The sequence below is a fragment of the Lentibacillus sp. genome, from assembly GCF_035301675.1.
GTDB lineage: Bacteria > Bacillota > Bacilli > Bacillales > Amphibacillaceae > Lentibacillus.
In genome coordinates, this window is sequence record NZ_DATGTT010000103.1 from 1 (window position 1) to 24,361 (window position 24,361).

Annotated in this window: 20 protein-coding genes and 3 pseudogenes; 9 read left to right on the plus strand and 14 right to left on the minus strand. The window is 41.7% G+C overall.

Annotated elements, in window-relative coordinates; translation table 11 throughout:
- From VK097_RS14450 to VK097_RS14475, 6 genes and pseudogenes are all read right to left on the minus strand, one after another.
- Positions 1 to 88, minus strand: a pseudogene (locus VK097_RS14450) (PadR family transcriptional regulator); the annotation flags it as partial.
- Between the two features lie 342 nt (positions 89 to 430).
- Positions 431 to 1,561 carry an MFS transporter gene (locus VK097_RS14455; protein ID WP_324212506.1) on the minus strand — a complete coding sequence of 377 codons (1,131 nt, stop codon included), beginning with the start codon at positions 1,559 to 1,561 and terminating at the stop codon, positions 431 to 433.
- 58 nt (positions 1,562 to 1,619) lie between these two features.
- Entirely contained in the window at positions 1,620 to 2,174 is a 555-nt protein-coding gene (locus tag VK097_RS14460; RefSeq protein WP_324212507.1) for a TetR/AcrR family transcriptional regulator, read from the minus strand.
- A gap of 225 nt (positions 2,175 to 2,399) precedes the next feature.
- On the minus strand, positions 2,400 to 3,728 hold the full coding sequence (locus VK097_RS14465; RefSeq protein ID WP_324212508.1) for an N-acetylmuramoyl-L-alanine amidase: 1,329 nt from the start codon (positions 3,726 to 3,728) through the stop codon (positions 2,400 to 2,402).
- Positions 3,729 to 4,147: 419 nt separating this feature from the next.
- Positions 4,148 to 4,432: a TetR/AcrR family transcriptional regulator gene (locus VK097_RS14470; protein ID WP_324212509.1), complete on the minus strand. Its 285-nt coding sequence runs from the start codon at positions 4,430 to 4,432 to the stop codon at positions 4,148 to 4,150.
- On the minus strand, positions 4,429 to 5,925 hold the full coding sequence (locus VK097_RS14475; RefSeq protein ID WP_324212510.1) for an MFS transporter: 1,497 nt from the start codon (positions 5,923 to 5,925) through the stop codon (positions 4,429 to 4,431). The genes VK097_RS14470 and VK097_RS14475 overlap by 4 nt, the downstream gene beginning before the upstream one ends.
- Positions 5,926 to 6,280: 355 nt before the next feature.
- Between VK097_RS14475 and VK097_RS14480 the strand changes: the two genes are divergently transcribed.
- Positions 6,281 to 7,627, plus strand: coding sequence for an amidohydrolase (locus VK097_RS14480; protein ID WP_324212511.1), 1,347 nt, complete (start codon positions 6,281 to 6,283; stop codon positions 7,625 to 7,627).
- A 326-nt stretch (positions 7,628 to 7,953) separates the two neighbouring features.
- Here VK097_RS14480 and VK097_RS14485 read toward each other — a convergent pair whose 3' ends face one another.
- Positions 7,954 to 8,772: a YitT family protein gene (locus VK097_RS14485; RefSeq protein WP_414672187.1), complete on the minus strand. Its 819-nt coding sequence runs from the start codon at positions 8,770 to 8,772 to the stop codon at positions 7,954 to 7,956.
- A gap of 420 nt (positions 8,773 to 9,192) precedes the next feature.
- Between VK097_RS14485 and VK097_RS14490 the strand changes: the two are divergent.
- Positions 9,193 to 9,921 (plus strand): annotated as a pseudogene (locus tag VK097_RS14490) (DsbA family protein); the annotation flags it as partial.
- Positions 9,922 to 10,226: 305 nt separating this feature from the next.
- Here the strand turns inward: VK097_RS14490 and VK097_RS14495 are convergent.
- Entirely contained in the window at positions 10,227 to 11,210 is a 984-nt protein-coding gene (locus VK097_RS14495) for an acrylyl-CoA reductase family protein (RefSeq protein ID WP_324212512.1), read from the minus strand.
- A 449-nt stretch (positions 11,211 to 11,659) separates the two neighbouring features.
- Between VK097_RS14495 and VK097_RS14500 the strand changes: the two are divergent.
- Positions 11,660 to 12,927, plus strand: a pseudogene (locus VK097_RS14500) (dipeptidase).
- 91 nt (positions 12,928 to 13,018) lie between these two features.
- Here VK097_RS14500 and VK097_RS14505 read toward each other — a convergent pair.
- The 6 genes from VK097_RS14505 to VK097_RS14530 form a co-directional block, all read right to left on the minus strand.
- Complete coding sequence (locus VK097_RS14505; protein ID WP_324212513.1) at positions 13,019 to 13,240, minus strand: heavy metal-associated domain-containing protein; 222 nt, start codon at positions 13,238 to 13,240, stop codon at positions 13,019 to 13,021.
- A gap of 98 nt (positions 13,241 to 13,338) precedes the next feature.
- Complete coding sequence (locus tag VK097_RS14510) at positions 13,339 to 14,121, minus strand: cytochrome c oxidase assembly protein (protein WP_324212523.1); 783 nt, start codon at positions 14,119 to 14,121, stop codon at positions 13,339 to 13,341.
- Positions 14,122 to 14,295: 174 nt separating this feature from the next.
- Entirely contained in the window at positions 14,296 to 15,600 is a 1,305-nt protein-coding gene (locus VK097_RS14515; protein ID WP_324212514.1) for an aspartate aminotransferase family protein, read from the minus strand.
- A 16-nt stretch (positions 15,601 to 15,616) separates the two neighbouring features.
- On the minus strand, positions 15,617 to 16,942 hold the full coding sequence (locus VK097_RS14520; RefSeq protein ID WP_324212515.1) for a sigma 54-interacting transcriptional regulator: 1,326 nt from the start codon (positions 16,940 to 16,942) through the stop codon (positions 15,617 to 15,619).
- 84 nt (positions 16,943 to 17,026) lie between these two features.
- Positions 17,027 to 18,403: a YjiH family protein gene (locus VK097_RS14525; protein WP_324212516.1), complete on the minus strand. Its 1,377-nt coding sequence runs from the start codon at positions 18,401 to 18,403 to the stop codon at positions 17,027 to 17,029.
- 19 nt (positions 18,404 to 18,422) lie between these two features.
- Positions 18,423 to 19,373 (minus strand): L-lactate dehydrogenase, encoded by a 951-nt coding sequence (locus VK097_RS14530; RefSeq protein ID WP_324212517.1) that lies wholly within the window; start codon positions 19,371 to 19,373, stop codon positions 18,423 to 18,425.
- Positions 19,374 to 19,815: 442 nt separating this feature from the next.
- On the opposite strand from VK097_RS14530, the gene VK097_RS14535 reads away from it, so the two are divergent.
- The 6 genes from VK097_RS14535 (at position 19,816) to VK097_RS14560 (ending at position 24,126) form a co-directional block, all read left to right on the plus strand.
- A complete protein-coding gene (locus VK097_RS14535) occupies positions 19,816 to 20,403 on the plus strand; it encodes a DeoR family transcriptional regulator (protein ID WP_324212518.1) in 588 nt (195 codons plus the stop codon).
- 33 nt (positions 20,404 to 20,436) lie between these two features.
- A complete protein-coding gene (locus VK097_RS14540; protein ID WP_324212519.1) occupies positions 20,437 to 21,201 on the plus strand; it encodes a FixH family protein in 765 nt (254 codons plus the stop codon).
- 180 nt (positions 21,202 to 21,381) lie between these two features.
- Positions 21,382 to 21,684 carry a GntR family transcriptional regulator gene (locus VK097_RS14545; RefSeq protein WP_324212524.1) on the plus strand — a complete coding sequence of 101 codons (303 nt, stop codon included), beginning with the start codon at positions 21,382 to 21,384 and terminating at the stop codon, positions 21,682 to 21,684.
- Positions 21,674 to 22,546 (plus strand): ABC transporter ATP-binding protein, encoded by an 873-nt coding sequence (locus tag VK097_RS14550; RefSeq protein WP_324212520.1) that lies wholly within the window; start codon positions 21,674 to 21,676, stop codon positions 22,544 to 22,546. The genes VK097_RS14545 and VK097_RS14550 overlap by 11 nt, the downstream gene beginning before the upstream one ends.
- A 1-nt stretch (position 22,547) precedes the next feature.
- Entirely contained in the window at positions 22,548 to 23,339 is a 792-nt protein-coding gene (locus VK097_RS14555) for a hypothetical protein (RefSeq protein ID WP_324212521.1), read from the plus strand.
- A 166-nt stretch (positions 23,340 to 23,505) separates the two neighbouring features.
- Positions 23,506 to 24,126, plus strand: coding sequence for a DUF3298 and DUF4163 domain-containing protein (locus tag VK097_RS14560; RefSeq protein WP_324212522.1), 621 nt, complete (start codon positions 23,506 to 23,508; stop codon positions 24,124 to 24,126).
- Positions 24,127 to 24,361: the final 235 nt, after the last annotated feature.

The following is a 24,361-nucleotide window of genomic DNA, read 5'->3' on the forward strand; positions in this document are numbered from 1 at the left end:
ATTCATAGCCATAGACGGTCTGGCGGGAAATAATAGAAAGCATACACCCTTCTAATATCCCTTTTAATAATTGGCTTCGCATGGACACAACTTTCACCCACTTTATATTGCAATAGTTGTCTTATTAGTTCCTTTATGAAGTATGTATATTGTATTACAATATAGTGTAGCAAAGACGTTGCTATATTGCAATACATGATAGCAAACGAAAAACTCCGAGGTAAGCCTTTGAAGTTATCTCCAGCTTTTCCCCTGCTCAACAAGGAGCGTGTAAGTTTGTCGGTATAGATTTCAGGCGCGCGCATAAACAGGTCTCTTTATATACACTTGCAACCACAATAATCTCGATTATCACAATATCTATTTTTCTTGTTGTATTAGCAGGGTGAGATTTGCCAAGATGTCAGTCCTAAATGAACACACTATACTCCTAATTCTTTTTTGGCCCCATAAGCGCTGCCACAATGCCGACTAATCCATAAATTATAAAAGAAGTCGCATAGCCCCATGTCCCAATAAACCATCCAGCGAATATTGAGCCTATTACTTGTCCCACCGCCAAAAGTAAAAATGGAACGCCAATACCTAATGATGCATTCGTAATAAATACACGAATTCCCCAAACAAGAAGAGCTCCGGTTAAAAATATATAGGAACAGCCAAAAATTCCAGCTGATAAGTAAGACATTAACAAACTTCCTGGTGCAAAAGATAAAATTATCGGTGATGAAGCAATCGCCAAGCTCCCTATTTTATAAGCTAAAGACAGTCCTCCTTTTTCAACCAGGGAACCAGAAAATCCTCCAAGCACACCAAATAGTCCTATGATGACCCAAAACCCGGAAAGCTGCCAATCACTATAATCACCAGCCACTTCAATAAACGATCTGGAAAACGTCCAAAAGGCTGCTGTGGAAATTCCCAGGGTAAGAGAGGCCACAATCAAAGGGGTTGCTCCTTTTACGCCTCGTAAAGTGAGATCCCCCTTTCTAAACTTCAACCTTGAACTTGTCCCGACTTTCGGAATCGCACGGAAATTCCATATCAATATCAGCAATGTCAAGACAGCATAGATCAAATACGTCAGCCTCCAATGAGGTGTTAAAAAAATTGCTCCTGCTCCGGAAAGAACTATGCCAAGACTTGTTCCTGAATTGATCCAAGTATTCGCCTTCCCTTGTTTATCCTCTTGAATCCAAAGCGATATCGCCGCACCATAAGGTGGCGATACCAAACCTGTGCTTCCTCCAGCTAATAACACTCCTAACGCCAGCATCCATGCATTTGGCGTGATACCCATCAACAGCAATCCAACAAAGGCTGACAGCCCAGCTAAGATAATCATCCTTCTAGGCCCTTCTTTTGTAGTGATCACAGTGGATAGAATGATCGTGACACAGTAAGCTAAATAAAATAGCGAAGAAATTATCCCTGATACAAACTCGGACATTTCAAGCGATTCATTGATCCCGGGGAGAAGCAATCCAAAACTAAACCTCGCCAATCCATAGGTGACAGCAATCATGGTGACTCCAGGTAAAACTAACCTTGAAAATTTCATGGTTATTCATCCTAACTTTAATTATATAGAACGACCTTTCTAATTATAGTTAAAAAAATTACGATGTATATTGGACAAGTGTCCTCGCCATCGCAATAGAATGTTCAGTTGCTTTCTCTGCACCAATTAATGTCGTCATAGAAGTGGTTCCTTCAAGCAACAATGTAAGTTGATTAGCTAAATCTCGTTCGTTATCTTTACCTTTCCTTTGAGCCAATAGCTGAAAATATCTAAGCAATTTCGATTTGTGACCTCTTGCAATGTTTTCAATCTCATTATCTGTTCCAGCATAATCTTCTATCGCTCTTAAAAACATATCCCCTTTGTAAGATTGTTCTTTTAACCAACGTCCATGAGCCTCTACGGCAAGGATAAACGGGGAGTCCGAATCCATTTCTACATGTGAATCCAAATAAGACCAATAACGTTCTTCACGCTGCCTTAGTACTTCTTCAACCAAATTATCCTTGGAAGGAAAATGATTATAAAGCGTCATTGTTGCTACATTCGCTTCGCTGATGATTTGCTTCAAACCTACTCCGCGAAAGCCATGCTCATAAAATAATCGTTCAGCTACTTTAAGTAATGTATCCTTTTTTACAGATCGACTCATGTCATCCACTTCTCCTTTGGTTAGATAGAACGACCTTTATACTATGAGGTTATCAACTAAAGTTCTTATCGTCAACCATTTCTTTCATTTTAAGTAAGCTACTCTGTCTTTCCAACAAACTGACAATTTAAAAAGGACGCCTTCTTATTCGAGAAGCGCGCCCTGACGTTAAAGAACTAACACAGTTAAACTGATCTAACCGTGATTTCTAGTTGGTCATGAATTTTACAGTTCTTGCAGAATGTCCTCTAGATTTTGCATAGCAAAATCTATCATTCTTTCATATAAATTCAAAATAGATTGACCATAATTATCACCTGGAACTGCCCATTTGCCGTTTAAATCAACCCAAGTAGGAGCGGATCCTCTTGTTACTAAATCAAAACGTGGATCAACTAGCGGGTATTCATCAGGCAGGGGATCAGTCGATGCGTAGGCAAATAAATGCTGCATATGAGCGAGCACTCCTTCTCCTGGCGTATCAAAACTTGCCCCTGGATTATCTGGTCCAGTTGCTCCTAATCCGCAAAAGTTGTTTTGTTCAGGTTGCACAATACCAGTAAATCGAAGAAAATCTGTTTCATGCATAGCTTGAGCAAATGCAATATCCCCTCTTATTCCATAATATTCTCCAAAGGTTAAATAATAGCTTCCTATCTCAACAGCACTGGCATTTATGTCTTTAACAAACTGATTCATCAGTTCTGGTGATAGAAAAGTCTGCCCCAAAATAGGATATCCAGAAGTATCTTCCTGACCACCGTTTTCAGTAATATTGAAGGCATCTTCAATTCCTGCATTCCTAACAGTTTCCAATCGTGTCTCAGCATTGTTCCGGTTTGAAAAAACTCCAGCCTGAACACGATACCATTGTTCACCGGAAATGGTGACTGCCACAACAAAGGATTCGATTCCATTCGATTGTAGGTAATCCACCCGATTTTTTGCATTTTCCTTTGACTGGAATGAACCGGCTATGACTTTATACAGTGTTCCGTTGTCTTCCTTGGGCTGCAGGTTGAATGCTTTGGCCAAACCATTCACATGCCCCCGTGCTACGGTTTCTCGCCATGAGAGGTCTCTCATTAAATCCGCATCATGTGCGTTATCGATAAAGCCATTCTCCGTTAAGAGTGCAGACATTGTTGTCTCGCGCAATACATGGAAGTTCGCTTTTTTCTGTCCGCGGTTACGGAGTTGATTGACCTTGGTTACTTCTGCATGAATGATATCCTGATAACGAGCTGTTGACGATGAATCGGATAAACTGCTGTGAATATAATCCTCATAACCCTGGGCATTTCCATTAAAAGCATTGCAATGAATGGACAAATAATAATCCGCATCCCAGGAATTCGCTTCATTGGTACGCTGCTCCAGACTTTTCGTGCTGTCTTCTGTACGGCTCATGCGCACGTCAGCATCACTGTATTCATTGGTTAATATGCTGCGGATGCGACGCGCAATATCCAGATTGATATCCTTTTCATCCAATCCATTTCCTTGTGCCCCGGGATCTGAGCCGCCATGTCCCGGGTCCAGGTATAGTTTCATCAAAACACCCCCTCATTTAAATATGGTGCAATATATTGTATTTCAAGAAAACGAATCGCAATTGGACTAGAATTTACTTTTTATTAAACTGAGGCAAATATGCCCTAATCATGTCCCCTGCTAAAATTAATAGATTGTTTACGCGTATTTAATACTGGCTTAATGTTCGTTTGTTACGCTTTAACTAGAAATAAAGAAGAGGAGTTACATGACCAAAAAATTTGGTATTAAGCACTTAGTATCGCTTTGGTTTTTTCTGGTTTAAGTATTAGAGTGCCTTAAATCCTTCATTCTTCTTTAAGATTCTGAGTGGTCCAGCAAAAAATTAATCTGTTCCAAAATCCTGGACAATATCTGCTCCTCTGTATCACGGTCATCAAACAGGTGAATCATGATTTGGGTAACCATAGCACTGTAAATCAGCTCGACTGATGTATCGACCGGGTATGACTCAGGCAGACTGCCGGACGATCAATCCCTTCCAGCTGATGCGACAAATCAGGCAAATCACTGCGGAATATTTCCTGGAGCAATATTGATTTTGATTTGTAATAATTATACAGTGTACCGACGCCGACCTCACAGTCTAGCGCGATATCGCTCATGGATGTATTCATGTAGCCTTTGGAAATAAACAAGCGTTTAGCTGTTCGCAGGATCGTTTCCCGGGTTTTTGTTTTCTTTCTTTCTCTGAGATCGCTCATGAGTTTCTCCTTTCTTCATTTAGCTCATCTATGTCATTTTTTCGGTTAGAAGTTAAGAACAAACCGATAACCGCCCCCAAAAATGCTATTAAAACACAGCTGAGAAGTGCAGTATTAACCGCATCTGCGAACGTCAGCTGAATAAGTTGTTGTACTGTATCAGGCCCGCTGATTTCCGATGCCGGATCTCCGCTTATTCCCCCATCAAAGAGGATGACGGAGATTTTGTCCGCAACCCCTGCAGGCAGGTCAGCGCCCGAAAGAAATTCTTTCATGTTGGATGCGAACTGGCTTTGCCACACAGCTGAAACGACTGCCACACCTAATCCTACACCGAGGAGGAATATCGTATAGGAAATACACCAAGCGTCATCAAACTGTTCAGGTGAAACATTCCTGTCCCGAATGCCCATAGTTGGTCCTTCTTGGGCAACGAACCCAGCTCCGGCAATAGCTAATGGGGCAAGGAAGAATGCCCAGCCAGACTCAGTGGAGACATGTGCCAGCCAGAAAGTTCCCCCTGCCACCAGAAGGAACCCGGGTATCACCAGCCATCGTCCATCAACTCGTTTAGATAGCGGTTCAGTGATAGGACTTACGAACATGCCGCCGATAATAACTGACATCAATAACAGCCCTGTAACAAATGCTGAGTGTCCCAATTCGACTTGTAAATAGTGAGAAATCGCAAAGTAAATTCCCATACTGGCGAACTCACTGGCCCATCGCAGCAGGTTTCCCACAGCGAAGAATCTGTCTTTGAATAAACTTAGGTCTGCCAGTGGCTCCTCGGCTCGAATTTCCGACACAATAAACAGGGCCAATAAGGCAGCAGCTCCGACAAACGAACCCAGGATAAGCTGTGAACTCCACCCGATCCGTTCGCCCTCGATAATGGCGAAAAACAGCAAGAAAAGTCCGGCACCACTTAATACGAGACCAAGGATATCGGACTTGCCTGAGCCTTGAAGCGATCCAGATTTAGGGATCACTAGCGGAGCCACCAGGACAACTGCCACACCCACTAATACGTTTAGCCAGAAGATGTATTCCCAGGACAGGCTGGTCGTTATGGCACCACTCAGCGGTGTTCCCAACAACGCCCCTAAAATGAAGGCAATTCCCTGAACTTTAAAAGCCAGGCTCTGTTTCTCATTGGGGATGGCAGCCTTTATCAAAGCGAAAACAGCTGCCTCCACCATGGCTGCCCCAATTCCCAACACGACGCGTGCACCGATCAAAAACCCCATGGATGGTGCAATCGCGCATGCAATCGAGGCCGTTGTGAAAACCGTGACCCCGTATAGGAACAGTCGCCGCCTGCCATGGTTATTGGCAAATTTTGAAGAAGGCAGTAAAAAGACAGCAAAAGCGAGGATGAAAGCTGTTATGACCCATGTTGCCTCATCAAGCGTGCCATCCAGATCCTCCATAATCGTCGGAAGCGGGATGAAGATCGAGGCGAAATCCAATACCACGACGAAAGAACTCATCGTCATAATAACCAACATCGTCTATTGGGTCCTATTCAGGCGAGTCGTATCATCACTGTTATTTTCGTTTGATTCTCTCAATTTCTTTGCTCCTTTCTCTGTTAATGCTATGTAAAGCGCGACGTCCTTTTTGGGTACTTGTCTAAGCGATGTCGTCATCCAGGATCTAAGTTAGTAATCAAAATAATCCTATAAAAATGAATTCAATTCACTTTTGAATCTAATTCATATTGTGAACGGATACTTCATCGCCCGTCAACACTCATTCATGCATGAACCGGGAACTTAAAAACCAGCCTATGATAAAATTGTATGAGAACAAAAAAAGCAGGCTTAACCTAAGGAGCGGAGAAAATTGAATAAAACAGATATTATCAATTGGCTGGAGCAGCACAAACAGGCATATACCGCAATGGCACAGGATATTTGGAATCATCCGCAACTCGCCTATGAGGAGATATATGCAAGTGATTTACAAATAAATACATTGAAGGAAGCTGGTTTCACTGTACAGCAGCCGATAAATGACATGAAGACCGCATTTATCGCGGAATACGGTCAGGGCAAGCCGATCATCGGGATCCTTGGCGAGTTTGACGCACTCCCCGGCCTTTCCCAAAAAGCAATTCCGGACAAGGAAGAAATGGTCAAAAACGGTCCGGGCCACGGATGCGGACATAACCTCCTTGGTACCGCAGGCGTGGAAGCAGTGATCGCATTGAAGGAAAAGATGGAAACAGACCGGATGGAGGGTACTATTCGCTATTACGGCTGTCCTGCAGAGGAAGTTTTAAACGGAAAGACATATATGGCAAAGGCAGGCGTTTTTGATGACCTTGATTGCGCGCTGACCTGGCATCCGATGACAGGCAATGCGGTGATGCATAAAAGCATGCAGTCGATGGTTTCTATCAAATTTCATTTCAAAGGGAAATCCGCTCATGCCGCAGCATCGCCTGAATCCGGCAGAAGCGCACTTGACAGTGTCGAGCTAATGAACATCGGAACAAATTATCTGCGCGAGCATGTTCCGGACGGCACACGCATGCATTACACCATCACCGATGGCGGACAGGCTCCCAATATTGTTCCTGAAACGGCAAGTGTCTGGTATTTTCTGCGGGCAGCTTCCAAGGAGGAGGCGGAAGATATTCTTCGACGGGTGAAAAATATCGCAAAAGGTGCTGCACTCATGAACGAAACGGAAGTAGAATCCGAAATCCTGGCATTCGCATATGATACGCTGCCAAATGATCCACTGAATGAATTAATGTATCGAAATATGCAAGAAAGCACACCGGTGGAATATACAAAGCAGGAGAAGGAGTTTGCATTGAACCTTGCCAAAACACTGCCAACATCCGGAAAATGCGCTGAAGAATTGCTGCCGGCAGCCATCTCTTTTAAGGAATATACAAAAGGGAATTCCATGCCGGGTTCCAGTGATGTTGGAGATGTAAGCTGGATCGCTCCAACAGGTATGGTAACGACAACATGCGCCCCCGTCGGTGTTGCTCTGCACTCCTGGCAAGCCACCGCATCATTCGGAACAGGATTGGGGTATAAGGGAATGCATCTCGCAGCGAGCACAATGGCGCTTTCCGCCTATGAACTACTCGAAAATAAAAACAACATCCTGGAAAAAGCCAAGGAAACTTTTGACCAAGTACGGGATGGCAAAACATATCAACCCGGCATTTAACAAAATTTGGCCATGTGAAATCAATTTTAGTTCTCCGGCTTTATTGTAGATGCTTGGTACCGGGAAATTCGTGATGCTCAGTGCCGACAAATTAAATAACCCCTCAATGGCTTAAGCCAAGCACTGAGGGATCTTTTCCGAGTGCGTAATCTCTCTTAATGAGGTTGGTCTATTGTGGCCGTTCCATGTGACAGCATGGAACGGCCTTTATTAATATATGACCTGCTATAACTATTACATCACGAACTTGATATTTGTACACCGATATCAGTTATTTTCTTGATAAGCTAGCGCTTAATGCGAGAGGATCCTCTCCCAAATAGTCACTATGATTTCCTGAAGTTGCCAATTACTTCAGCAGTTTCACTGACGCTGACAAACGCGTTCGGGTCCACATTTTTTATCAGCGATTTTACCAGTGCCAGTTCATAGCGGGTGATCACGGTATACAGCACTTTATTCTCATTGTTGGAATAGGCGCCATATCCGTTCATAACGGTAATCCCCCGAATCAAATTTGCAATAAGCTCATTTTTAAGCTCTTCACCTTTATGCGTAACCACCATTAGATTTAATTTTACATGACGGGTATGAACGCGGTCGATAACAACGCCGGTAATATAAATCGAAGCCATCGTATACAATGCCAGTTCCCAAGAAAAGAAAAAACCGGATACAAACACAACGATACTATTGATACCGAAAATTAATACTCCCAAAGGAATATCATGTTTTTGGGTAACAACAAGCCCAATGATATCAGCTCCTCCGGTTGATCCGTAAAACCGTACAATGAATCCGATGGAAACACCTACAATGACACCTCCAAAGACCGCAGACAGCAATGCATCATCGGTTATCTCTAATACGGGAATATACTGCATTGACAGCGACGTGATAAAAACGGAAAAAATACTGTTCACTATAAATTCCTTGCCTAATCTTATCCATCCAATCATGAAAACAGGAATATTAAAAATGACAAGCCAAATACCGGAGTTTATGGGTGAAAGCAGGCCAAAAATCATAGCCAGACCTGTCACACCACCAGACAAGACTTCATGGGGAAGCAGAAACATATTAAAAGCGAACCCCAAAACAACAGAGAACACAAATAGTACAGCATATTTATATAGATGATACATTGCTTGACCCTCCAATCCGAACGTTAATATAAACACCCGATAAATTTTAGGGCCCGCAGAAATAAAAGTCAATATTGTAATCAAAAAAATTACGATTAAAGTTCAATTTATCCGTGTCCCAGGCATTCTGAATCTCCCGCCTCCTTCCTAACATAATCTGGGCAGTTTTTGCTGGTAAATATTAAAATGGGACATTATCAAAGGTTAAAGAATATTTTCCATATGACGATTTTCGGCAGCTGCCGAAAATCAACATTAATAGAAGGGTTATCGCATCGCGCGAAATCAGTTGATCCTCGCGCGAATTCCAGTGAACGTCGCGCGATATCTTGAGGTTGTCGCGCGAAATTCGTAACTCGTCGCGCGATTTCATGCCTTCCTCGCGCGAATTGCTCGACCCCCTCAAATCTCTCAATCCCCCACTTTAACTTCCACACGGTTATGGGCGGATTACTGGAAAAATGGGGTGACGGTCCGGTTGATCCGGCAAATGGCATTAATGGACCCGCGGATGTTGCCGGACACTGGCGGGAAGTTGGCGAACAAACGCGCATGCCAATTGATGGCACACTTATGCACGACAACCCGGTTCAATCATCTTATCCCCCTTCCCGCGTTTTTAAAGTGATTCAAAAACAAGACGAAGCGCTAGCTAACGTTTTTCTGCGCCGGGCAAGAGAAGCTGTTTTCGCATTTAATGAAAATATTTCAGACCAATCCGTGTTGGTTGAACTCGTAAATAACCTCGGACTTGACGGGGAAGCAGTTGTAAATGAAGCGGAACAGTCAAACGGACAGCAACTATTAAATGAAGATTTCAGACTTGCCGGAAGCCTGGGCGCCAGAGGATTTCCAACAATTGTGATGGTAAATGAGGAGAATAAAGGTGTAAAAATTGTTGGCGGCCGCCCACTTGACTACTATGTTTCAGGACTGAAGCAAGTTCTGGATTCAGAAGATCTTCAACCAAACGAGCAGCCGGCACTTTCCGATTTGCTTGAACAAGAAAAACTTCTATTTTCAAAAGAGATTGAAGTCATGTACGATGTTGAAAAAATGGATATTAGCACATTTGTTGAAAACGAGCTTTCATCAAATGCTTATCAGACGAAGGAAATTTTAGGTGAAACTTATTATGTGAACAAATAATGATAAAATAGACCGTGTTTTTCAATAGCCATTACACGAAAAAACCAGGAAAAACCGTCATACGTTTTTCCTGGTTTTTATTTCCCAAAGGTCACACTGCCGAGTTTCATCCACGTCTTTACTCAGCTCCAATACAAAAACACCGAAGTTCACAATTTAGCCGATGATGTTTTATTTTATTTTTCAGCAACCTCTGCTTTTTTTCTGCTGGCGTTTGCGCACATTTCCCTCACTAAAGCCACATAATGTTTGTTATGTCTCGGCCTCTTTAAGCTTATGATGCTTTATTCCAATGAAACGAACGATCAGAGCTTGACAATTGTCCTGCCGCGCACGTTGCTATCCAAGATATCTCTTAAAACATTTGGAAGTTCATCTAATGAAATCTCATTAACCATTTCTTCATGCATGTCCGGTTTAAAATCATCCGCCAGACGTTGCCAGACTTTCATTCGTTTTTCCATCGGACATTTAACCGAGTCGATGCCAAGCCAATTGATGCCTCTGGAAATAAACGGAAGTACGGATGTTGATACCTCTGTTCCGCCTGTTAATCCGCTTGTCGCAACAGATCCGCCATAGCTTAACGTACTCAAAATGTATTGCAGTGTTTTACCGCCTACAGGATCGACAGCAGCGGCCCACTTTTTACCGCGAACTGGTTTTTGCTCGGTGTCCTCAACCTCATGACGGTCAATCACGTTTTTTGCGCCCATCTTTTTTAAATAATCCGTTTCATTTGTTTTACCGGTGCTGGCTGTTACATCATAACCTTGCTTAGCCAGCATATTGACAGCGAGACTGCCCACGCCGCCTGTAGCGCCTGTGACCAGGACGGGACCTTTGTCTGGTTCCAACCCATTATCTTTAAGTCTTTGGACGGATAATCCTGCTGTGAAACCTGCTGTTCCGAGAATCATCGCTTCTTTTAGAGACAAGCCTTCTGGCAGAGGGACAGCCCAATCTGCAGGTACACGCGCCACCTCACTAAATCCACCGGAATGACCGGTGCCTAATTGATAGCTTGTCACAATGACTTCATCGCCTTCATTATACCGCTCATCCTGTGAGTCAATAACCGTGCCGGCTAAATCGATGCCCGGTATTAAAGGATAAGATTCGACCAGCTGGTGATTGATCGCGACCATCCCATCCTTAAAATTGACACTGGAATAAGCAACGCGGATGGTTAAGTCCCCTTCCGGCAAGTCATCCATGTGCAATTGTCTGATGTTTAAATTAGCTTCATTCCCTGTTTTTTCAAGTACCAACGCCTGAAACGTATCCATATTCAAAGCAGACTCCCTTCTGATACAAGTTCTACTTTTTATTTTATCAATCCAGCGTCCCTCATTACCACAAAAATGCTAGCTATATCTCAGCAGCTCAATCGTTCCGTTAAATTTTTCATACACCATTTCTACTATATCGGACAAGTCATTTCTTAATCATACAATTTTTGGTTCCCATTCTGCGGCAAGTAATCCTTTTGTTCCAGAAATTTAAACAATCTAAAACAATACGTTCGGTCTATTGTTTATACAATTTTGAGTAGTAGAATAATAGATAACACAAAAAGGGAGGAAAATTTATGCAAAATAAGTTGTTATACTTGATTGTGACCATTCTGTTTCTATCATTAACCTCCACTTCAGTCCTGGCAAAGCCCGTTCAAGTAGAAGATGCTGAATCGATTCATTTCGACTCAACTGTTGTCGATGGTCATAGTGACACAATGATGAATGTAATAGATGAGGAGACATGGCTGCCCAAGAACGATATTGGTGAGGAAACATCATTTCACCTGGATATCCCCAAGGCTCAGGCAGGCGGAGTCGATGCGCCATTCTTCGCAGCCTTCACGTCCGGCTTTTACGACAACAATCCACGCACTATCAGCAGGACATTAGCATTGATTAATGCTTTATACTGGACGGAAGAACAAAATCCGGACACCTCAACATTACATCCACCACCAAAGAAATCCAGCAAACAGTTAAGCATAATAAAATTGCGGCCATCCCTACAATCGAAGGCGCCTATTCTTTACAGGAACACAATGCATTGGGCCTGTTGCACCAATATTATGATCTTGGCGTAAAAGTTCTTGGATTTAACTGGAATTATTCAAATGCGCTCGGTGAAGGTGCTGACAGAGTGTATGGCGATCCGGACAGAACGCCATCGGAAGGCGGACTCACAGATTTGGGTGCTGAGGTAGCGCGCGAAATGAATGATATAGGCATGGCAATCGACGTGTCACATATGTCCCGGAATACATTTTTTGACGTGCTTGAAGTGTCGGAAGCGCCTGTCATTGCATCCCATTCAGGTGTCAATGCGGTCAAGGAACACCAGCGCAACCTGACGGACGAACAGCTTTTGACGCTTGAAGAAAATGGCGGTTTGATTAACATCGTATTCTACCCTGCCTTTTTAACAGACAATGAAAAAGGCTATGTTGAAGATGTAGTGGACCATATCGATCATGTTGTTGAATTGATCGGTATTGAACATGTCGGCCTTGGATCTGATTTCGACGGTGCATCGATGCCTAAAGACCTTCAGAACGCTTCAGAAATGCCTGGAATTACCAAGGAACTGGTCGATAGAGGGTATTCGAAACAGGAGATTGAAAAAGTGCTGGGAGGAAATGCCCTGCGTGTGCTTAAAGAAGTGGAAAAAGCGGCAGAAAAGGACTCATCTAAGCGCGGTGTCAGCCCTGCTATAGAGCCGGAATATGAAATGGGAGAAATCATTGACAGCAGAACACCACTTCTTAAGGCAGATATCGATACGAAAAGAGGTCCTGCTGTAGATGGGGATAGTTTTAAGGTAATTGTAGATGGCATTACTTATGAGCCTGAGTATGATGAAGACACATCAACACTGTCTTTGCATCTTAATGAGGAACTGCAGGAACGGTTCCATGTCGTGACTTTTGAAGCGGCAAACAAAGCTAAGAAAGTTACCAGAGAGACGCGGATATTTTATATTGGGGATTGAGTTCGATTTTGGTCATTAAATAAATTCAGGAAATGTTTAAAGAGCAGGAGGATTTATTGAATCCTGCTCTTTGTCTGTGCACTTTTCTCACCTATGTGTCGATTTTTTCCGCTTCAAATCCAACGTTATCAATTTTATCAATAACTTCTGAAATTCCTATTAAGTTCCGATTAAATGTTATTCGTGCATTTTCATCTGCTAAGTTTACGCTTATATCCTTTACACCGGCCATTGCCGAAACGGCTTTTTCAATTTTGGTTGGACAGTTGGAACAATGCATACCTTTAATATCCAAATAGATTGATTCATTCATTGTGTCAATCACCACCTTCATGCTTTTTGATTCATTTTATTTATAACTGAACCAGTTTAGAACAAACAATTAATCATACGGAACAACACAGCTTTCTTTCATTTTGTTCCAAGACGAACCGAAAGCATGATGCCAAATTTATGCACACCTAACATTAAGGCACCTGCTGCAACCTGATCATATGCAGTATTGAAGGGATAAGGAAGCAATAAGTTCGCGGAACTGATTTGAGAAGGAACACAAAGCTGGGCTGTGGATTGGTTCAGAAAAGGATTGTTCATTCCGCCAATGAAGGCATTTACGATAAATAACATGCACGCCGGCATTAATACAACACCACTCAGGAAAGCGTATCGTTTCATGTTTCCCCTGCCTAGCCGCTGTTTTGGATCAGGCGATGTAATGGGCCACCACATTGAAAACGATAAAATAAACAGCAGCACTAGATAGCCATTATGAAACACAGTATTTTGTGCGAATGCATTTAAAACTATTGGTGAATGGTACAGCAGGAATAACAGAGAAAAAACAAACAGTGAAATTTTCGAAGGGATAATTAATTTGCTGAATAGTTTTAAAGAAATCCCCCATGCCTGTTGATATAAACGACAGGGTATTCCTAACAATAATAGAGGTGGAATGATAAAATAAAGAACGCTCATTTGCATCATATGCAAACTGAATGATAGATGAGAAATAGTTGATAAAGGGCTCCCTATGACTGCGTATAATAAACCTAACGATAGGAAAAACAGCAGAGGCTGTTTATGAAAAATCTTTATATTCTCGAGTTGTTTAATCAGATATGCATACAGAACAACTGTACATGTAATACCCACTAAAAAAGGGATATTCCACACGAATGACCCGCCAAACAACACATCATAAAGCAAGCGATTCTCCCCTTCAGTTTCGTTTAGTCAAAGAACCCCGTATTACCATATATTGATATGTTTAACAGTCACAAATCATTCCCTAAGTTTTTGGAACCGGACACGCGAAGTAAAATAAGCCGGCAACTTATCCACAATTGGACACCTGCCGGCTTTAAGATTTTATAGCGTTTCAAGCACTTCCTCCAGCACCTTAATGCCATGATCAAATTGATCTTTGGTCACAATTAGTGGCGGGATTATGCGGATTACTTCACCTGAATTACCGCCCAGGTAAAACAGAACGCCTTTTTCAAGACAGCCGTCCAGTACTTTCATAACAGCATCTCCATCTGGTTCACCCGTTTTAGGATCCTTAAATGCCATGCCAATCATTAAACCAACACCACGGACATCATGAATCATTGGAAACTTCTCTTTCAATTTCATTAGGCGATTGAGGGCATAAGTTCCAACTTCACGGCTATTTTCAAGAAGTTTCTCCTCTTTGATCACCCCAATGGATGCCCTGGCAGTTGCACAGGCTATCGGATTCCCCCCGAAAGTAGTGGCATGGCTTCCCATCGGCCATTGTTTCATCAGTTCTTTTGAAGCAATGGTGACACCAAGTGGTAAACCGGCTGCAATACCTTTAGCGACTGCCATTATATCCGGTGTGACATCGAATGTTTGCGCGGCAAACCAATTACCTGTGCGGCCGAAGCCTGTCTGTACTTCATCAAAAATAAGTAAAATGCCATGACGGTCACAGATTTCACGGATTTTTTTCAGCCAGGACTTAGGCGGAATGATATAACCGCCCTCGCCAAGCACCGGTTCAACAATCATGCAGGCAACCTCTTCCGGATCAACCTGATGACGAAACAGCTTCTTTGCTTCATCTTCCAGTTTTTCAGGAAAATACACTTCGGGATCCACATCATTCGGCGCTTCATCCGGATTTGCATACGGCAGCTGATATGTTAACCATGACGGCTGCAGGTGTTTCCGGTATTTACTTTTTGATGTGGACACACTGAGTGCACCAATTGTTCGTCCATGGAACCCGCCTGTAAATGAAATAACATAAGGGCGATTCGTTACATGTTTCGCCAGTTTCAATGCGCCCTCGATTGCTTCTGTACCACTGTTTCCAAAAAAGAAATTATCCAATTTTCCCGGCAGAATCCCCTGAAGCTCTTCGGCCAGCTTTAAGATCGATTCATACATGACCACGCCAGATGGTCCGTGTACCAGATGGTCAGCACTATCCTTGATGGCTTCTACAACTTTTGGATGACGGTGCCCGACATTTTCAACCGCAATTCCGGAAGTGAAATCCAAATACTTCGTTCCATCCGTTCCATAGTAATAGCATCCCTCTGCCTTTTCGACTGGTAAATTCGGATGATCCTTTGCCATGCTTGGTGCAAGAAAATTTCCTATCGAATCTACTAATTCCAGCCAATCTTGATTATTTTCCGTCATGTTCATTCCCCTTATCCTATATTGAATATTTTTTTAGTTTGCGTACAACGGTTGGCTGACTGATTCCCAATAATTCAGCCATTTCAGTTGTTGTTTTACTATGTTTCCTCACATTTTGAATGATTTGTTTTTCAACATTTTCCAAAACAGTAGTCAAGGGTTCACCATTGAATTTGTATGCTTCGATATATTCATCTCCCCGGTATTCGAAAGGCAAATCATCTATTGTCAAAGTCTCAGAATCGCTTTGAACGATAATTCTTTCAATTACATTTTTAACCTCGAAAAAGTTACCGGACCAATCTAAATCAAGCAAAGCTAAATATAACTCTTTTCCAAATTTCCTGTTGAGTTGATATTTATCACAGAATCTCTCTTTATATTGTTCAATGGCGTATTTAAGATCCTCAATACGTTCACGCAATGCCGGAACATAGACAGGTACGATATTCAGCTCATAGTATAAATCTTTACGAAATGTTTGCTCTGTCGTTAGCCTTGTGAGTGATTTTTCAGTCGAGGCAATGACTCTAAATTTATCATTATACTGTTTTAATGCCTCTATGAGAATATGTTGTGCATGTAACGATAGATAATCAACACCTTCTAAATATAGGGTACCAGAATTAGCCATATCCAATAAACCAATTTTTTCATCCTTTACACCAGAAGACTTACCAAACAATTCATGTTCGAATATAGCATCTGGTATAGAAGAGCAATTCACTGTGATAAAGGGACCGCTTTTCCTCTTACTGAGATTATGAATATATTTTGCAATCTTTGATTTACCGACTCCTGGCTCCCCTTGCAGTACAATATCAACATCGTATGGAGCAACTTTTTTTACTTTATGAAGCAAATCCTTCATTGACTGGCTTTCTGCAATAAAACCATCAACATTCAAACTTGCTTCACGAAGATTGGCTAGCTCTGTTTTGACCCTGGACATCTCACCATGCAGTTCATCCAAATATTCCTGAAGCATAAAAAGCTCTGAAACCTCGTAAGAATAGCTCAAAACATATTCAATATCATGATGTTCATTAAACAATGGAATCCCTGTAATAAGGACCTTTCGCCCGTCCGGAGTCGTTTGTACCGTAATGGCTTTTTTCTGCTTCTTTAAAACTAAAGGCGTAATAGCCGGCGAAAATATCTTCCGTTCTTCTAAATCATAAACAGATTGCCCGAGTAAATCCTCTGGTTCCAAACCATAAAGGGAACCGCTGATATTCGTGACTTTGATAATCCTGCCCTGTCGACTCGTGATTATAATATCTTCATCATATGTGTCAATGATTTCTTCATCTACATTTTTTAAAAAGTAGAAGTCTTTCATTGGATATCAGCACCATTTCCAATTATTATTCATACATGCAATACGCCATTTGATTTTGAATAAAGGTTCACGTGACACTTTTTTCTAAAAAAGGAAAACATGCGCTATAAATACGACAATTGGAAGCGTAATGATTGTTCTTTCCAGGAAAACAATCACTAAATCCACAAAACTGATTTTAATTTTTGATTTTAAGAGTAAAATACCTATTTCAGACATATAAATCAACTGAGTGAGTGACATTGCAGCAATGACAAAACGTGTTAATTCGCTTTCGATTCCACTCGCAACAACAGCCGGTAAAAACATATCTGCAAAACCTACAATCATCGCGGGTGCTGCTGCAGCTGCCTCCGGGATCTGCAACAGGTTCAGAATTGGAACAAAAGGATAAGATAAAACCTTAAAGACCGGTGTAAATTCAGCGATGATAAGTGCAATCGTTCCAAGAGACATGACAAGCGGAATCAGGGAAAACCATATGTCAGCCACAACCTTAAATCCACCTTTGCTTACCTCTTTGAAATTTTTAATTTTAGATGCCTTCTCAAGCGCTTTCTCTATCCCCCATTTAAAACTCGAAACACCTGCTGGAGCATTTTCATCAATCTGTTTGCCAACAGGCTCATAATACGTATCCTTTTTTCTCGATAATGGGGGAATGCGAGGGCAAATGATCGCTGCAATAATACTTGCTATGCAAACGGTAAGATAAAACGGAACAAACATTTCGGTTAACCCAATAACACTGATGACGACAAAACTAAAAGCAATCGAGTTAATCGAAAAGTTAGTGGCAACAACAGATGCTTCTCTATCGGTATAATAGCCTCTCTCATATTGTTCTGTAGTGATAACAACACCTACTGTTCCAGAACCCATCCAGGAAGCGGTTGCGTCAATCGATGATCTTCCCGGAAGATTAAACAATGGTTGCATAACCTTGTGTAAAACAGTACCAATAAATTCCATTAATCCGAATTCCAGTAACAACGGCATCAATACCCCGGCAGCTAAGAAAAAGGTTGCCAAAACGGGAACGAGAGAAAATAGAACCGTACCCCCGGTCAGCTCAGACCAAATCCATTCGGGACCTAATTGGTAAAGCGTCATAATTGCAAATATTGAGCCGACCAGCCTCATGATAATCCAGAAAAGATGTACATCAAATAATGACTGCACAAAGGCATTCTTTTTTATAAATCCCGGCTTGGCTGCCTTTGTATAAATGGCCAGTATAGTTGATAGACAGAAAATGATTGTCATAAATACTGGCCAATAATCTTTAAATGCCCCTTCCAGTAATCCGGCCAGAATCCCTACACCGATATTCGTCTCCCCTTTGTAAGGGACAGGTATCAAAAAGAGCACTACACCAATCAAGGAAAATAAAATGAATTTAAAATAGTTTGGCATAGTCCTGTATTGACCCAAGCTGAGGCTTTCCTTTTTTTCTTCCATTTTTTTCATCCCCCCCATATTACAATTTAAGTAATGGTTTCATGGTGGACCTTAACACTTCAATCGAAGAAGTGAGCTTGTCTTGTTCCTCTTTGTTCAAATCCAATTCAATAATTTCTTTTACACCCTGTCTGTTAATAATGGCTGGTACCCCGGTATATATATCATGGAATCCATATTCACCATCCAGAAGTGCTGATACTGGCAGAACAGTATTTTCATTTTTTAATATGGCTTTTGTTATTCTTGCTAAACCGGCACCGATTCCATAATAGGTAGAGCCTTTTTTCTCAATGACAATATCCGCTGCATTCCGTACGTTAACGGCAATATCCTCTAGATCCTTGAGCTTGTATTTGTCACTGGTATTCACAATATCCATTACGTTTTTACCACCAATTGCTACATTGCTTAAAGCGGCTACCTGTGAATCACCGTGCTCACCTACGATATACCCACTAATACTTTTTGGATCCACAGTGAAGTATTCGCCTAACATATGGAGGTATCTGGCTGTATCTAATAGTGTCCCGGATCCAATAACTCTTTCTTTCGGGAGCCCTGAAAACTTCCACGTTGCCTGTGTGATGATGTCAACCGGATTCGTCGAAACTAGAAAAATTCCATTAAAGCCGTGTGCCATCACATCGTCTACAATAGATTTAACAATCTCTGTATTTTTTTCTACTGCTGATAATCGTGTTTCTTCATCAGTTTGACTTACCCCGGCGGTAATACAAACGATATCCGCTTCTTTACAGTCATGGTAATGCCCATTCCATACTTTGGAAGGGGATTCGTAAAAAAATCGACCATGGTTTAAGTCCATCACTTCGCCCTCTGCTTTTTCCTGATTCACATCTACTAATACAAGCTCTTCCGTTATCCCCTGGTTTACCAGAGCGTATGCGTAACTAGAGCCAACAAATCCAGTGCCGGCTATAACTACTCTATTCACACCAGTTGTCATTACATCACCGCCTTTACCATTCATATTGTTTAGCCAAGGTCGATTTGGAAGGACTATTGATTTAAAAGCGCTTTCAATCTCTTCGAAAAAGGTAAAAAACTCTTTCATTTAAACCATCATCAATTCAAAATAAAATAATTATTTATTATTGAATTAAAATTATACAATAAATAATTCAGAATTTCAAATATAATTTTTGTTTTCCGTCAATACAAAAAAGTATGTATACCGCGACTAATGCTAAGTGTCTCTAAACGAGTAATTTATTTTATTTAACATTCAGCAACAGTCACAAATTATTCACACGGATTTCACATTATTATCGTTGATAAACAGCCTGTCTATCGATAATATGGTGTTAGAGTTTGTTTTAAATTGTTATGAATTGAAATTAAGATCTTGTTGCCAGTTAAGGCGGGTAAAATTTCAGAGAGGTGATTCGATGCTCCCCATTGAACGACAACATAAAATAAAAGAACTGCTGAACGATTCCCACAACATGAAAATATCCGAACTTAGCAAAGAACTCGGTGTTTCTGAAATGACGATTCATCGCGACTTGAAACCATTGATTGAGGAAGGACTGGCAATCAAGACGTTTGGCGGGGTCACACTGGCTTCTGCTGATACAAGGGATTCTTCTCCTTTGGAAGGCTGTGTTATTTGCAGCCGATCCATAAATGAGCGATTAGCTTATCGGCTGATCCTGACAAACAACCGAATTGAGATGACATGTTGTGCACACTGCGGACTTCTCCGTCATCACCAGCTGGGTGACAAGGTGATCCAGGCAATTTGCCCTGACTTTTTAAGACAAACGACAATAAGTACACCCCTTGCCTGGTACGTTATGGATACATCAATTGATATGGGGTGCTGTCAGCCGCAAATTCTGCCTTTTGAGTGGAAGAAACATGCCAATCAATTCGTTAAAGGTTTCGGGGGAAATGTTTATCGTTTTAGTGAAGCACAAGAAGTCATTTTACAAAAAATGAACGGAAGTGACCAATGCAGCCACCACCAAGAATGAAAGAATATAATATTTGAAATGGAGGATTCCAAAATGAAGAAAATGATTTGGGCATTTTTGATATTTTTAGCCATGACACTTCTGGCAGCCTGTGGCGATAATAGCAATGAGAGCACAGGTGATTCGGAAACAGAAGAACCTAAAACACTTGACGTTGCGTTTGACATCCCGGAAACTGCTGAAGCCAATGAATCAGTAGAACTAAAAGCAACCGTTACATACGGTGACGAGAAAGTCAAAGATGCGGAAGAAGTTAAATTCGAATACTGGGAAAAAGGAAATGAGGACAACAGTACAATGCTTGAATCGAATAACAATGAAGATGGGACATATACGGCCGAAGTGTCCTTTGAGAATGACGGGGTTTATGAAATATATGCCCATACGACAGCCAGGGGTATGCATACAATGCCTAAAAAAGCCATCACTGTCGGTAAAGGCACCAGCCAGAACACGGAAAATGACGATGAAAATCATGATGGTGGAAGTAATGAACACGGTCATGCAGAAGGATTTGGAATGGACTTCACTCCCCCTAAAGACGTCAAAGCAGGTAAAGAAACCGATTTAGCGGTGGACCTGCAAATGGATAATGAACCGCTTGAAGGCGCAAATGTTCAATATGAAATTAAGAGTGATTCAGGAAATACCGAATGGGTTGAAACAGAAGAAACTAAATCCGGGAAATATAGTGCTGCCTACATTTTTGAAGACCCAGGCACCTATAATATGACCATTCATGTTAAAAATGACGAAGGCTTGCATGAACATGATGAATTTCAGATTGACGTTAATTAAATGAATACTGTTGTTTCACTTATATATCGAGCAGGATGATTAATTTTATCCTGCTCTTTTGTATTGTTTTTAAGTCTATCCCTCAACTAGCACGAACAGAAAGGATTGAAAATCATCAATTACGGTTATATACATAACTATATAACCGCATAAGGTATTGATGACGCATTGAACAATCTGATGAATGAAAGCGACAAGGTGCCCTCTACTAATGAACTGGTCAACTTCTACAAAATCAACCATGCAGCAGTTTTAAAAGGAATAACACAGCTCGTTGATGAAGACATCTTATACAAAAAACGCGGCGTTGGCATGTTCGTCGCTGAGGGTGCGAAAAAAAAGCTCATTCAAAAGCGGAAAGATGTTTTCGTCGATGATTATGTTGTTCGGCTTGTACAGGAAGCCAATAAACTGGAGATATCTGAAAGTGAAATCATTGCGTTGATTAAATGCGCAAAAGGAAGTGAACCGTATGACATTTGATGTGGAAGTGAACAATCTGTCGCTCTACTACAACGACTTTGCGGCACTGAATGATTTATCGTTCAAACTTAAAGGCGGTAAAATCCATGGATTGCTTGGCCGAAATGGCGCGGGAAAGACATCCCTCTTAACGTTGCTCGCCTCATACCGTCAGGCAACGGAAGGGTCAATTAAGATTGCCGGTGAAAACCCGTTTGAAAACGCGGGCATCATGCAACATGTTGCGTTTCATTACGAAACAGACTACAACGATGAATGGGATACAGTCAAAACCATCCTTAAACACGTGGAGCGGTACCGGCCGTATTATGACCGCGATTATGCCCTTTACCTGGTAAACCGATTTAACTTGCCACTCAAAAAGCCGATCAATAAACTGACGCGGGGGATGCAATCTGCTTTTGAGATCACCATGGGCCTGGCCTCACGTGCACCAGTCACCATTTTTGATGAAATCTATCTGGGAATGGATGCACCGGCAAGAGAAATTTTTTATAAGGAAATGCTAAAAGATCAAGCTGAGCACCCGCGCACTATCATTTTATCCACCCATCTCGTCTCAGAAATGGATTATTTATTTGATGAGGTCCTGATGATTGACCACGGAAAATTTGTCCTGCATGAGGACTACGAATCGCTGATTTCCAAAGGGGCGTCAATCACCGGTCCAAAAGTGGAAGTGGATGCGTTCGTCGATGATTTGACCCTGCTAAATGAAAAGTACCTAGGAAATACGAAGAGTGTTACAATTTATGGCAATCTGGATGATGCACGCCGGAAAGCAGCACAGCAAAAAGGTCTGGAAGTTGGTCCGGTCTCCCTTCAGGACTTATTTATTCATTTAACAAGCGAGGGGGTCTAGCATGAACCAGCAATCTTTTTCAGCCAAAATTGCCAGGGATATGTTTGGCATCCAAATGAAATGGTCATTATGGTTCCTTTTATTTGTGCTGATCGCTCATATTGCGATGTTAATCATTTCAGCCAAAACAGGTAATCGTGTTGGTGACTTTTTATTTTTCTCACATGGTTCAGCCAAAATTTATATGCTTGTCATCGGGATTCTCTCGACTTACGCATTCATGACGTTTTTTATCCATAATGGGTTGACCAGAAAAGATTATTTTAAAGGCTCCGCATTGGCCGCAGCAGGGATAGCTTTTGCGATGACATTAATCGCCGCGGTTTTATCCCTGATTGAATATCTTGTCCTGGGAGTTACCCATTTACCGGTTTCACTGAACCGCTCACTCACAGAGATTGGAATCCAGGTGTCCGGCAACAGCATCAGTGCTTTTCTGCCAAAGGCTATCATTGGGTCATCCATCCTCGTTCACAGCGACAGCTTTATGGGGACACTTTTCATGTATATATTAAATACACTTACTTATTATGTCGTCGGCTGGCTGATTGGCGCCGGTTTCTACCGGTTTGGATGGCTGATTGGCTTAGGATTCGTCGCCATGTCAATTGTGCTTGTAACAATTGGTGATTTGCTTTGGGGCACTAAGTTAGGTGAACCCTTATCACACTGGCTGGCGTTTGATTCGTTGGATCTGCCGCTTTATGGATCATTGGTCGGCACCATCGCTTTGATTGCGCTCATGTTGTGGCTGATCCGACTGCTCACACGGGATGTGATGATTAAAATGTAAACGGTGATGCCATAACTTTAAAGTGGAAAGTGTTCATTTCGACCAATGAGAAATGTTTATTGGGATTGAATCCTTTTTGGCTAAATAATATAAATTCCTTCTTAACAGGCACACTCACTGCTCTTAACGAATACACTGGGCACAAAACCAGAAGAAGGTGACGATTATGCCAAAACCATTACCTGTAAATATTGACCCGGTGAGGATTAGTGGCGGGCCGGAATTAAATGTTATCTATCCCAGAGTGTTTGGTATGCGCGATCAGCAAATGGAACAGTTCATCAACCAATCGATTGCCTATGAAACACAGCAGCTTATCAATAAGCAAGTTGGTGAGATGTCTAGTCCTCTCATTGAAATGGATGGCTCATTTGAAATCAAAAACAACCAGCGGAATGTTCTCAGTTTGTCGCTGCCCAACTATGCATACCATTACCAAGCTGCACATGGCATGACTTATATTAAATCATTAACTTTTGATCTGCAGAACCGGATGCGGTGCAGTTTGAGTGATTTGTTCAAGCCGGGAAGCAATTATGTGGAGCGGCTGACTGATCTGGTTAATGAGCAGATTGAACGGCGTGATATTCAGACGTTCAATGACCATGTTAAGGTTCAGCCTGAGCAGGATTTTTACATCGCCGACAAAGCGCTTGTCATCTATTTTCAGCTGTACGACATAACGCCATATGTGTTCGGATTCCCAATGTTTCCGATATCTGTTTATGATATTGCGGATATAATTGTTGAAGATGGTCCGCTCGGTCGTATGGCTGTGAATGATTGATAGAAAAACAAATAATGGAAAAATGTATTATGCTGTAGATTGAGTCAAAGTTGCTATAGATTCTAGAATTACGATTATAGTCCTATATTGCGTAATATCAAAGCCCACGTTTTCAACCCTCATATCGTTTCAGTATGGATTTGACAGGAATATCCTCTTCCTGTCAAACCAAATTTTCACGCCAGACACTTTTATGGCTATTTTATTAAAGGGATCTTAATACCCTCCCCAACTA